Source organism: Klebsiella sp. 7-CIP_Kleb. (assembly GCF_050378655.1).
Classification (GTDB): domain Bacteria; phylum Pseudomonadota; class Gammaproteobacteria; order Enterobacterales; family Enterobacteriaceae; genus Klebsiella; species Klebsiella quasipneumoniae.
The window spans coordinates 15,574-28,191 of record NZ_JBNRLJ010000011.1 but is presented as its reverse complement, the minus strand read 5'-3'; the positions used below and the strand labels follow the sequence as shown (position 1 = coordinate 28,191).

Below are 12,618 nucleotides of genomic sequence, written 5' to 3'. Positions count from 1 at the left end.
AGGTCACCTGTATAGCCAGTAGGCGGTGCTTTCCACATTAGCACCGCTGAGAATATAACGTTTAAGCGCGGCGGTGTTGCCCATCTGGGTCGCCACCCGCAGTGTAGAAAGTCCGCGCGAAGCGGCCCAGTACCGCGCCGCCTGCATCAGCTGCGCCCCGGCGCCGCGTCCGGCCAGCAGGCCGATACGCGCCTCGGTGGCATTGAGCTGGCGCAGGGAGACAAAGGCGCGAATATCGCCCTCAGGATGGCGGTAAATCAGGCACTGATGATCGAAGGTGCCGCGCACCGCATTTTCAATCCACTGGGCATAGAAGCGGCCGCTGGCATCGGCAGCGTACCAGGGCGCACGAAAGCGGCTCAGGGCAAAGGCCTGCGCCGCCAGCTCGCGCAGTGGCGCAATATCCGCCTCCACGGCGACGTCGGCGCCCGCATCCGCAGGGTTGCCCACCGGTAGCGCCAGATCGACCTCGCCTTCCACCAGCTGAAAACCCAGTTGCTGCAGCGCGTCGAGCCGGACGGTGTCGCTGGCGGCTACCTTCGCCTGCACCCGCGACCACCCCGCCAGCGCCTCAGGCGTCAGCAGCGGCGCACGCTCGTCAAAGTGAACGACGGCGCTGTTAACGGCAAAGAAGCGGTTCTCCCACTCCAGGGGATCAATACTGGCGCGGACGGGCACGGAGCAGATCCAGCAGATATTGGCCGTAGCCGGTTTTTTCCAGCCGCTTCGCCGCGCGTTTGACGCCGTCGTCGTCCAGCCAGCCGTTGCGCCAGCCGATCTCTTCCAGACAGGCGATTTTAAAGCCCTGACGCTTCTCGACGGTCTGCACAAACATGCTGGCCTCGATCAAGCTATCGTGGGTGCCGGTATCCAGCCACGCAAAGCCGCGTCCAAGCAGTTCGACGGTTAATGCGCCATCTTCAAGGTACATCTGGTTGATGGAGGTGATTTCCAGTTCGCCGCGCTCGGATGGCTTGACCCGTTTGGCGTACTCCGCCACCTTGCCATCGTAGAAATAGAGACCGGTGACCGCCCAGTTCGACTTCGGCTGCTTCGGCTTCTCTTCCAGCGACAGCGCGCGGAAGTTGTCATCAAACTCCACCACGCCAAAGCGTTCAGGATCCATCACCTGATAGCCAAAAATCGTCGCCCCTTCCGTGCGGGCAGCCACGCTGCGCAGCTTGGGGCTGAAGCTCTGGCCGAAGAAGATGTTGTCACCTAACACCAGGCACGCCGGTTCACCGTTAAGAAAGGCTTCGCCGATGATAAACGCTTGGGCTAAACCATCCGGCGACGGCTGTACGGCATAGTGCAGCGCAATGCCAAACTCTGAACCATCGCCGAGCAGGCGCTGGAAATCGCGCAGATCGTCCGGTGTGGTGATGATCAGGATCTCACGGATCCCGGCCAGCATTAATACCGACAGCGGGTAGTAGATCATCGGCTTATCGTAGATCGGCAACAGCTGCTTCGACACGCCGCGGGTGATAGGATGCAGTCGCGTTCCGGACCCCCCCGCCAGAATAATACCTTTCATCATTCCCCCCAGAGATGATTAGCCTTGCAGCCCAAGACGCTCGCCCTGATAGCTACCGTCCTGAACCTGGCGCCACCATGGCTCGTTCGCCAGATACCACGCCACGGTCTTACGCATACCGGAAGTGAAGGTCTCAGCCGGCGTCCAGCCCAGCTCACGGGCAATCTTCGAGGCATCAATGGCATAGCGCAGATCGTGGCCCGGGCGGTCGGCAACAAAGGCGATCAGGTCGCGATAGTGCGCCACGCCCTGCGGCTTATTCGGCGCCAGCGCTTCGAGCAATTCGCAAATGGTTTCCACCACCTCGATGTTTTTACGTTCGTTATGACCGCCGATATTGTAAGTCTCGCCCGGTTCGCCGCGGGTCGCCACCAGATATAGCGCCCTGGCGTGATCTTCCACGTACAGCCAGTCGCGGATCTGCTGTCCATTGCCATACACCGGCAGCGGCTTGCCCGCCAGCGCGTTGAGGATCGTCAGCGGGATCAGCTTCTCGGGGAAGTGATACGGGCCGTAGTTGTTCGAACAGTTGGTAATAAGCGTCGGCAGGCCATAGGTTCGCAGCCAGGCGCGCACCAGGTGGTCGCTGCTGGCTTTCGAGGCCGAATAGGGACTGCTTGGCGCATAGGGCGTGGTCTCGGTAAAGAAATCATCGCTGCCGTGCAGATCGCCATACACTTCATCGGTGGAGATGTGATGGAAGCGAAACGCCGATTTTTGCGTCGTAGCCAGCGTATTCCACCAGCTACGGGCCGCCTCCAGCAGCGTATAGGTGCCCACGATATTGGTTTCAATAAACGCCGCCGGGCCGTCAATCGAACGATCGACATGGCTTTCCGCCGCCAGGTGCATCACTGTATCCGGTTGATACTGAACGAAAATACGATCAAGCTCGCCGCGGTCGCAAATATCCACCTGTTCAAAGGCGAAACGCGCATCCTGCGCCACCGGCGCCAGCGACATTAAATTGCCGGCATAGGTCAGTTTATCCACCACCACCACGCGATCGGCGGTATGCTGGATAATCTCCCGCACTACCGCCGAACCAATGAAGCCCGCGCCGCCGGTGACCAGAATGGTTCTCACCGCCACACTCCTTTGGTGTCGATGATATACGCCTGGGTGACGCTATCGCCGCTAACGGCTTTAAATTCATGGTGATCGACCAGCATCACCAGCACATCGGCGCTGGCCAGCGCCGCATCGAGGGTCGCCAGCGTACACAGACCGTCGAGCTTCTTCGGCAGCGCGTGAATGTTGGGCTCAACCACCTGCGTCGTGCCGCTGTGCCAGCGGGCAATCTGCGCGGCAATTTCCATTGCCGGGCTTTCGCGCAGGTCGTCAATATTCGGCTTAAAGGCGAGGCCAAAACAGGCAATGGTCAGTTCGCTGGCCCGTTTGTTGGTGGCATTCAGGCAGTCCGCTACCTGCGCTTTCACCTGTTCGATAACCCATTCCGGCTTGTGGTCGTTAACCTCACGGGCCGTGCGGATCAGACGCGCCTGCTGCGGGTTCTGCGCCACGATAAACCACGGGTCGACGGCGATACAGTGGCCGCCGACGCCCGGACCCGGCTGCAGGATATTCACCCGAGGATGACGGTTCGCCAGGCGGATCAGCTCCCAGACGTTAATGCCCTGGTCAGCGCAAATCAGCGACAGCTCGTTGGCAAAAGCGATGTTGACGTCGCGGAAGCTGTTTTCCGTCAGCTTGCACATCTCAGCGGTGCGCGAGTTGGTCACCACACATTCGCCTTCAAGGAAGATTTTATACAGCTCGCTGGCGCGAGCGGAGCAGACTGGCGACATGCCGCCGATAACGCGGTCGTTTTTAATCAGCTCGACCATCACCTGACCGGGCAATACCCGCTCCGGGCAGTAGGCGATATTCACGTCCGCCGCTTCACCCACCTGCTGGGGGAAGCTAAGATCCGGGCGCATCTCCGCCAGCCACTCAGCCATCTGTTCGGTCGACCCGACCGGCGAGGTGGACTCGAGGATCACCAGCGAGCCTTTTTTTAACGTTGGCGCAATGGATTTTGCCGCCGACTCGACAAACACCATATCCGGCTCGTGGCGATCTTTAAACGGCGTCGGCACGGCAATCAGGTAGGCATCCGCTGCCACCGGGGTGGTGGTGGCGCTTAAATACCCCTGCTCGACCGCGGTCTTCACCACGCTCGCCAGATCCGGCTCCACGATATGAATCTCTCCACGGTTAATGGTCTCCACGGCATGTCGATTGACATCAACGCCGACCACCCGCTTCTGCCGGGAGGCGAACGCGGCAGCGGTTGGCAGCCCGATATAGCCAAGGCCAATCACTGAAATGGTAGAAAAACTCATAGCGTTACCTGATTATTTTTAAGTGCAGACAAAATTCGACGACATGCTTCGCCATCGCCATAAGGATTATGCGCGCGGCTCATCGCCTGGTATGCGGCATCATCCTCCAGCAGTCGCGTCACTTCCGCGACGATGCGCTGGCTGTCAGTGCCCACCAGACACACGGTGCCGGCGGCCACCGCTTCCGGACGTTCGGTCATATCGCGCATGACCAGCACCGGTTTCCCCAGGGAAGGCGCCTCTTCCTGAATGCCACCGGAATCGGTCAGGATGAGCCAGGCCCGATCCATCAACCAGACGAACGGCAGGTAGTCCTGCGGTTCAATCAACATCACATTGTCGATATGGCCGAGAATACGGTTCACCGGTTCGCTGACATTAGGATTCAGGTGAACCGGATAGACAATCTGCACCTCAGGGTGGGTATGGGCTATCTCCGCCAGCGCCTGGCAGATCTGCTCAAAACCGCGGCCGAAGCTTTCCCGCCGATGGCCGGTAACCAGAATCATTTTTTTACCGTGGCTAATGAAAGGGTAGCGCTGCAGCAAGGTCTCCCGTAGCGCTTCATCGCCCAGAACCCGATCGCGCACCCAGAACAGAGCATCGATGACGGTATTACCGGTCACCGTGATGCGACTGTCGGCAATGTTCTCCCGCAGGAGATTCTGCCGCGAGGTTTCCGTAGGGGCGAAGTGGTACGTCGCCAGATGCCCGGTCAACGTACGGTTGCCCTCTTCCGGCCACGGCGAACTTAAATCGCCGGTCCGCAGACCCGCCTCTACATGGCCCACCGGTATGCGCTGGTAAAACGCCGCCAGGCTCGCCGCCATCGTAGTGGTGGTATCGCCATGCACCAGCACCACGTCGGGTTTAAACGACTCCAGGACCGGCTTCAGCCCCTCAAGAATACGGCAGGTGATCTCGGTGAGCCCCTGCCCCGGCTTCATGATGTTGAGATCGTAGTCCGGGGTGATGGAGAATAGTTTCAACACCTGATCGAGCATCTCCCGATGCTGCGCGGTCACGCATACTTTCGCCTCAAAATGAGGATCCTTTGCCAGCGCATGGACCAGAGGAGCCATCTTGATGGCTTCCGGCCTCGTGCCAAATACAGTTAGTACTTTCACATCGATTCTCTTCGATTAGGCGATGAAGGTCATCTGCCCTTCACCACAGGCCGCAATCACAGGACACGACGACGCGATAACGCCACGCCTGCGCCGATGAGCGCACCCACAATCCCCCACATCACCATCAGAAATACACGGCGCGGGCTATCGCGTTTTACAGGTTCTTCCGGCGTTCGCAAATACCGGTAAGTCTGAAAACGCGGGTCCAACGTTGGACCGACGTTCAACGTGCTCAGCATGGCGCGATTCTGGTCGTAATCGAGGTCATATTCCGGTCCGACGGCCTGCAGGTTTTCCAGTCTGGCCTGCAGCATCGGCCTGCCCAATAAAAATAGCTCTGAATCCGGCAACTGATCGGCAGGAACATCCGTTTCGCTGCGTGAGATGTTATGCTGCTGAGCGACCTTCAGCGCTTGCTCCACGCTGTGGGTCCGGCGGTTGAAAATAGCCTCGGCCACCTCCTCCTGGCGCTTCACCTGCGCCTTCATTTGCACCGTCCGCGCCGCCCAGGCGCCTTTGAGTTCGTCGTTAAGATGGCCGGCCGCCCGCTGGCTGGCGAAAGCCACATACTGGCGCAGCAAATTATTGGCATCCTGCCCAGTCTCGGCAGTCAGTTTGACGCTGTCATTGACGCTCTTGGCCGCATCGCCGGGCATAAACTGGATATTGTTAATCAAATCATCCAGCATCGCCGCATCGGCGCGAGCATTACCCGACTGGCGCTGCTTGTAGTAGTCCGTTTGCAGCCAGAAATCACGCCGGGTGTCCCAGGAGGCCAGCTGCATGATGAACTCTTTATACGCTTCATCCATGGCGGAAGGCTGATCCACCGAGGCCAGGTCGGCTTTGATATCCAGATTGCGTAAGAACTGCTGCTGGGAATAGTACCCCCCCAACATGTTGACAGTAGGCCGATCGGTGATCGCCGTGGCGCTCCACTCCTGGCGAGCAAAGAAGGTGTACACCAACACGATAGCGGCGAAGAGAACAGCGCCGCCGACTATCCAGCCTTTTCCTGCCCATAAAGCGCGAAACAGCCCGCGAATATCCAGCTCGTTCTCAACGTTCACTGCTTGTGCTCCCGGTAATGGTTGAGTCATCACATCCCCAGCTTTACTTGGTTAGTTTCGGATTATTGCCGCTGTGTCGCCGAATTCTGCGTCTGATGCGCTTAACCAGACGCGCCACTTTCCAGGCGCGCTTAATACAGTAGCCATAAAGGAAGAAGGCCACCAAAAAGAGAATTAACATCACCCATTCCGGCACAATGCGGGTATATTCCGCCGCGACGCCAACCAGCGCCAGCAGGGCAGCGGCCAGGGTAATCAGGACGAACGCCTGGCGGGAAGTAAACCCGGCGCGCATGATCAAATGATGAATATGCTGCCGGTCCGGTGAGAAAGGACTCATGCCTTTACGCAGGCGGCGATACATAATCGCCACCATATCCATCAACGGGATAGCGATAATCCACAGCGCAGTGACCGGGCTGATGGGATGCGTTTTACCTTGGGTGGTTTCCAGCAGGATCCAGATGATGGTGAAGCCAATCATGGTGCTGCCGGCGTCACCCATAAAAACTTTATAGCGGCGGCCGAGGGCGCCAAGATTAAGAAGAATATAGGGCAGAATGGCGGCGATCATCGCAAAACACCACATCGCCAGGCTGTACTGGCCATCAAACCAAAGGATGATCCCGGTCGCCGCAAAGGAGACCGATGACAGGCCGCCGAGCAGACCGTCAATCCCATCGACCATATTAAACGCATTGATGGCGGCCCAGACGGCAAACAGAGTAAGGAAGAAGCCGAAGGGCCCCAGCACCAGCTCCCACGAGCCAAAAATAAAGCCCAGACTACTCAGATGCAGATTCCCTGCCATCATCATAATCACGGCGATCGCGGCCTGAATGACCGCGCGAATTTTCACGCTGATGTCAAAGCGATCGTCCAGCGCACCAACCAGCACCAATACCCCCGCACAGGCCAGATACAGCGAGGCGTGAGGAATATAATAATCGGCGATAGCGAAGGTAAAACAGATGCCTGCATAAACTGAGATACCACCGACCAACGGAATCAACCCCTGATGCCGTTTGCGATAGTTTGGTTTATCCACTAACCCAATCTTTTTTGCCACTTTCCGCGCGACAAAAATAAAGAGGGTCGTGAATAAGAAAATACTGATTAATTCAGTAATAGCAGTGAGTAAATTCACAACGCATGTGCTCTCAGCATAGTTAATCCGGGAAGTATAGCGATGATGCCCCAACTCCAGAAGGGGAAAAGCAGAACATTACAAATTTATTGTATAGATTTTAGTCTGTTAAAGCTGTCTCCGCCTGCTGTCCGGCGCCATTATACGACAACTTTCGTCCCGCTTTCTCTGTCTCTGGATCATACAAATCCCAAAATGAAAACGCCACGCAAAGGCGTGGCGTTTCTGGCTTTTTTTACCTTACGAGCGCTTCATCATATCGAAGAAGTCATCATTCGTCTTAGTCATTGCCAGTTTATTAATGAGGAATTCCATCGCGTCGATCTCACCCATCGGATGGATAATTTTGCGCAGGATCCACATTTTCTGCAGCTCTTCCTGAGTGGTGAGCAGCTCTTCTTTACGCGTACCGGAACGGTTGTAATCGATAGCCGGGAAGACGCGTTTTTCAGCAATCTTACGAGAGAGGTGCAGCTCCATGTTACCGGTGCCTTTAAACTCTTCGTAGATAACTTCATCCATTTTGGAGCCAGTGTCGATCAGCGCCGTGGCGATGATGGTCAGGCTACCGCCCTCTTCAACGTTACGCGCTGCGCCGAAGAAACGCTTCGGACGGTGCAGGGCGTTAGCGTCCACACCACCGGTCAGCACTTTACCGGAAGCCGGGACCACGGTGTTGTAGGCGCGCGCCAGACGGGTAATGGAGTCGAGCAGGATGATAACGTCTTTCTTGTGTTCAACCAGACGTTTCGCTTTCTCGATAACCATCTCAGCAACCTGAACGTGACGGGATGCCGGTTCGTCGAAGGTGGAAGCAACGACTTCACCTTTGACCAGACGCTGCATCTCGGTCACTTCTTCCGGACGTTCGTCGATCAGCAGCACCATCAGCACGCAGTCCGGATGGTTGTAAGCGATGCTCTGCGCGATGTTCTGCAGCAGCATGGTTTTACCGGCTTTCGGCGGCGCGACGATCAGACCACGCTGGCCGCGGCCAATCGGGGAAGCCAGATCCAGTACGCGAGCGGTTAAGTCTTCGGTAGAACCGTTACCACGCTCCATACGCAGACGAGAATTCGCGTGCAGCGGCGTTAAGTTCTCGAACAGGATCTTGTTACGGGCGTTTTCCGGCTTGTCGTAGTTAACTTCGTTAACTTTCAGCAGCGCAAAGTAACGCTCACCCTCTTTCGGAGGACGAATCTTACCGGAAATGGTGTCACCAGTGCGGAGGTTGAAACGGCGGATTTGGCTGGGGGATACGTAGATGTCGTCAGGGCCGGCGAGGTAGGAGCTGTCTGCGGAGCGGAGGAATCCAAATCCATCCTGCAGTATCTCCAGTACGCCGTCGCCAAAGATATCTTCGCCACTCTTCGAATGCTGCTTGAGGATGGCAAAAATAATATCCTGCTTACGCATACGAGCCAGATTTTCCAGCCCCATATTTTCGCCGAGAGTAATCAGCTCAGAAACCGGCGTATTCTTTAATTCGGTAAGATTCATAGTGGTGTGGGTTCTTAAACTCGGGGTAAATCTCGAACTTAATGTTGTGAATGGTATGGCAGGAACTTCCATGCCTGTTAACGGCCTTCATCTCGTGTCTGTACGTTGCCTGGTCACAGGAAAGAACGCAGAACTGAAACGACTAGACGGAATGAGTGAAAAGCCCGGAATTAATAGCTTCACGCGCATTTTTTTGCGGGATGCTTCGGGTAAAACAAGATTCAAACAAGGTATGTTTAAAACGAAGTCTGTGGATTAACTTAGCACGACTCCAGCCGGGCGTCCAGAGTTCCGCAAAAAATAGGAATCTGGACGCCGGAACAGCAATTCGCTTACGCCAGGTTGGCGTCGAGGAACTCTTTCAGCTGACCCTTGGACAGGGCGCCAACTTTGGTGGCCGCCACTTCGCCGTTTTTGAACAGCAGCAGGGTTGGGATGCCGCGAATGCCGTACTTCGGCGCGGTACCCGGGTTCTGGTCGATGTTCAGCTTAGCTACGGTCAGTTTGCCCTGATACTCTTCAGCGATCTCATCCAGAATCGGGGCGATCATTTTGCACGGACCACACCACTCTGCCCAGAAATCGACGAGGGTCAGCCCGTCAGCCTTGAGTACGTCCGTGTCAAAACTGTCGTCAGTCAGGTGAATAATTTTATCGCTCATATTTAACTCCACAGGAATAAGCCTGGTGTGTTGGTGTCGTAGCCATCAACGACGCGCTGCAGCTACGTTATGCACGCTATTCTTCAGGATACCTCAATTCTCTGGTCTGCCAACTGGCGCGATCCATCATGGACCCACCTTTTGACGCCAGGGTTGCCCGAACGCGAACTGCATGCTGCAGATTTATCGCTCCCGACTCGCTTAGTGGTCTAAGCTATCCTGGATTCGTTCAGTTACCGTAGACGTACCTTGAATAATTTCGCACACCGCCAACGAAAGGTTGACGTTATTTCACCGGATACGCTTTCTTAATGCAATAGTTAGCTGATATTCTACCACACTATGAGCAAAACACATTTAACAGAACAGAAGTTTTCCGACTTCGCCCTGCACCCGGCAGTCATTGAAGCCCTTGAAAAGAAAGGGTTTCATAATTGCACACCTATTCAGGCCCTCGCCCTTCCGCTGACGCTGGAAGGCCGCGATGTCGCCGGGCAGGCGCAAACCGGTACCGGTAAAACGATGGCGTTCCTGACGTCGACGTTTCATTATCTTCTCTCTCACCCGGCTATCGCCGATCGCCAGGTAAACCAGCCGCGCGCGCTGATTATGGCGCCGACGCGTGAACTGGCGGTACAGATCCACGCGGACGCTGAACCGCTGGCGCAGGCCACCGGTCTGAAGCTGGGTCTGGCTTACGGCGGCGACGGCTACGATAAGCAGCTGAAAGTGCTGGAAAGCGGCGTCGATATCCTGATCGGCACCACCGGTCGTCTGATCGATTACGCGAAGCAAAACCACATTAACCTCGGCGCCATTCAGGTCGTCGTGCTGGACGAAGCCGATCGCATGTACGATCTCGGCTTTATTAAAGATATCCGCTGGCTGTTCCGCCGCATGCCGCCGGCCACTCAGCGTCTGAACATGCTGTTCTCCGCGACCCTTTCCTATCGCGTACGCGAACTGGCGTTCGAACAAATGAACAACGCCGAGTACGTTGAAGTTGAGCCGGAACAGAAAACGGGCCACCGTATTAAAGAAGAGCTCTTCTACCCGTCCAACGAAGAAAAAATGCGCCTGCTGCAGACGCTGCTGGAAGAAGAGTGGCCCGATCGCGCCATCGTCTTCGCCAATACCAAGCATCGTTGTGAAGATATCTGGGGCCATCTCGCCGCCGACGGCCATCGCGTAGGTCTGCTGACCGGCGACGTGGCGCAGAAAAAACGTCTGCGTATTCTCGAAGAATTTACCCGCGGCGACCTCGATATCCTGGTCGCGACTGACGTTGCCGCTCGTGGCTTGCACATTCCGGCCGTGACCCACGTCTTTAACTACGATCTACCAGACGATTGCGAAGATTACGTTCACCGCATTGGCCGTACCGGTCGCGCTGGCGCAAGCGGTCACTCCATCAGCCTCGCCTGCGAAGAGTATGCGCTGAACCTGCCGGCTATCGAAACCTATATTGGTCACTCAATTCCGGTCAGCAAGTACAACCCGGACGCGCTGATGACCGATCTGCCGAAGCCGCTGCGCCTGACCCGTGCTCGCCCAGGCAACGGCCCGCGCCGCAACGGTCCACCGCGCAATCGTCGTCGTTCAGGTTAAGAAATCTATGCTATACGCTCAATCATTCAGAATGTGCCAGGGCGCGCTTCCCCGGCAACCCGCTCAGTTACACGGATTGGGCACAAGCGCCCCGTCGACCAGGGAGCCTTCTGAACGATGAAGAGCATGAGCTCCACCTCGCTGTATGCCGCCATTGATTTGGGCTCCAACAGTTTCCATATGTTGGTGGTGCGCGAGGTGGCTGGCAGTATCCAGACACTGAGCCGCATTAAGCGCAAAGTCCGTCTTGCCGCCGGCCTGAATAGCGACAACACGCTCTCCGCAGAAGCGATGGAGCGCGGCTGGCAGTGCTTACGCCTGTTTGCCGAACGCCTGCAGGATATTCCGCCGGCGCAAATCCGCGTCGTGGCCACCGCCACGCTGCGTCTTGCCGTCAATGCCGGCGAATTCCTGGCGAAAGCGCAGGAGATCCTCGGCAGTCCGGTACAGGTCATTAGCGGCGAAGAAGAAGCGCGTCTGATTTATCAGGGGGTCGCCCACACCACCGGCGGCGCCGATCAGCGTCTGGTGGTCGATATCGGCGGCGCCAGCACCGAACTGGTGACCGGAACCGGCGCGCAAACGACCTCGCTATTTAGCCTGTCGATGGGCTGTGTGACCTGGCTTGAACGCTATTTCGCCGATCGCAGCCTGACGAAAGAAAATTTCGATCTTGCCGAGGCGGCCGCGCGTGAGGTGCTGCTGCCCGTCGCCGATGTGCTGCGCTATCACGGATGGAAAGTGTGCGTTGGCGCCTCCGGCACCGTTCAGGCTCTGCAGGAAATTATGATGGCGCAGGGGATGGATGAGCGGATCACCCTGACCAAACTCCAGCAGCTTAAACAGCGCGCCATTCAGTGCGGACGCCTGGAAGAGCTGGAGATCGAAGGCTTAACCCTTGAGCGAGCGCTGGTGTTTCCAAGCGGGCTGGCGATCCTTATCGCTATCTTCAGCGAACTGAATATTCAGTGTATGACCCTCGCGGGCGGCGCGTTACGTGAAGGTCTGGTGTACGGCATGCTGCATCTCTCCGTTGAACAGGACATCCGCAGCCGCACTCTGCGTAATATTCAGCGTCGTTTTATGATCGACACCGAACAGGCCCAGCGCGTCGCTGGTCTCGCCAGCCACCTGCTCAGCCAGCTGGACGGCAGCTGGGAGCTGGATCCGCTAAGCCGCGACTTGCTCCTCAGCGCCTGTGCATTGCATGAAATTGGCCTGAGCGTGGATTTTAAGCGCGCGCCGCAGCACGCGGCCTATCTGGTCAATAATCTCGACCTGCCCGGCTTTACCCCGGCGCAGAAGAAGCTGATTGCGACGCTGCTGCTTAACCAGACTAACGCCATCGACCTCTCATCGCTTCATCAGCAGAATGCCGTCCCGCCGCGAGTTGCCGAACATCTTTGTCGCCTGCTGCGACTGGCGATCCTCTTTGCCAGCCGGCGGCGTGACGATTTGCTGCCCGCCATCAATCTTGTGGCCGATGATGAAAAACTGTCCCTGACGCTGCCGGAAAACTGGCTGGATAATCACCCGCTTGGGGCTGAGCTGATCGAACAGGAATGCCAGTGGCAGAGCTATGTGCACTGGGTGCTTGAGGTGAAGTAATACGCTGAACA

11 protein-coding genes are annotated in these 12,618 nt (G+C 56.9%); 2 read left to right on the top strand and 9 right to left on the bottom strand.

What is annotated here, in order from left to right; genetic code table 11:
• Window positions 1–3 precede the first annotated feature (3 nt).
• The 9 genes from rffC to trxA form a co-directional block, all read right to left on the bottom strand.
• A complete protein-coding gene (gene rffC, locus ACQUTI_RS23815; protein WP_004886833.1) occupies window positions 4–678 on the bottom strand; it encodes a dTDP-4-amino-4,6-dideoxy-D-galactose acyltransferase in 675 nt (224 codons plus the stop codon).
• Complete coding sequence (rfbA, locus tag ACQUTI_RS23810) at window positions 656–1,537, bottom strand: glucose-1-phosphate thymidylyltransferase RfbA (RefSeq protein WP_004886836.1); 882 nt, start codon at window positions 1,535–1,537, stop codon at window positions 656–658. The genes rffC and rfbA overlap by 23 nt, the downstream gene beginning before the upstream one ends.
• A gap of 18 nt (window positions 1,538–1,555) precedes the next feature.
• Complete coding sequence (rffG, locus tag ACQUTI_RS23805) at window positions 1,556–2,623, bottom strand: dTDP-glucose 4,6-dehydratase (RefSeq protein ID WP_064183899.1); 1,068 nt, start codon at window positions 2,621–2,623, stop codon at window positions 1,556–1,558.
• Entirely contained in the window at window positions 2,620–3,882 is a 1,263-nt protein-coding gene (gene wecC / locus ACQUTI_RS23800; protein WP_080848147.1) for a UDP-N-acetyl-D-mannosamine dehydrogenase, read from the bottom strand. Before wecC ends, rffG begins: the two co-directional genes overlap by 4 nt.
• Complete coding sequence (gene wecB / locus ACQUTI_RS23795; protein ID WP_072061006.1) at window positions 3,879–5,009, bottom strand: non-hydrolyzing UDP-N-acetylglucosamine 2-epimerase; 1,131 nt, start codon at window positions 5,007–5,009, stop codon at window positions 3,879–3,881. The genes wecC and wecB overlap by 4 nt, the downstream gene beginning before the upstream one ends.
• A gap of 56 nt (window positions 5,010–5,065) precedes the next feature.
• On the bottom strand, window positions 5,066–6,112 hold the full coding sequence (gene wzzE / locus ACQUTI_RS23790) for an ECA polysaccharide chain length modulation protein (RefSeq protein WP_004886846.1): 1,047 nt from the start codon (window positions 6,110–6,112) through the stop codon (window positions 5,066–5,068).
• 13 nt (window positions 6,113–6,125) lie between these two features.
• Window positions 6,126–7,229 (bottom strand): UDP-N-acetylglucosamine--undecaprenyl-phosphate N-acetylglucosaminephosphotransferase, encoded by a 1,104-nt coding sequence (gene wecA / locus ACQUTI_RS23785; RefSeq protein ID WP_004886849.1) that lies wholly within the window; start codon window positions 7,227–7,229, stop codon window positions 6,126–6,128.
• A 240-nt stretch (window positions 7,230–7,469) separates the two neighbouring features.
• Window positions 7,470–8,729 (bottom strand): transcription termination factor Rho, encoded by a 1,260-nt coding sequence (gene rho / locus ACQUTI_RS23780; RefSeq protein ID WP_002883293.1) that lies wholly within the window; start codon window positions 8,727–8,729, stop codon window positions 7,470–7,472.
• Between the two features lie 332 nt (window positions 8,730–9,061).
• On the bottom strand, window positions 9,062–9,391 hold the full coding sequence (gene trxA / locus ACQUTI_RS23775; protein WP_002883224.1) for a thioredoxin TrxA: 330 nt from the start codon (window positions 9,389–9,391) through the stop codon (window positions 9,062–9,064).
• 342 nt (window positions 9,392–9,733) lie between these two features.
• Between trxA and rhlB the strand changes: the two genes are divergently transcribed.
• A complete protein-coding gene (gene rhlB / locus ACQUTI_RS23770; protein ID WP_002883222.1) occupies window positions 9,734–10,999 on the top strand; it encodes an ATP-dependent RNA helicase RhlB in 1,266 nt (421 codons plus the stop codon).
• A 117-nt stretch (window positions 11,000–11,116) separates the two neighbouring features.
• Complete coding sequence (gene gppA, locus ACQUTI_RS23765) at window positions 11,117–12,607, top strand: guanosine-5'-triphosphate,3'-diphosphate diphosphatase (protein WP_023319439.1); 1,491 nt, start codon at window positions 11,117–11,119, stop codon at window positions 12,605–12,607.
• The last annotated feature ends 11 nt before the right edge of the window (window positions 12,608–12,618 follow it).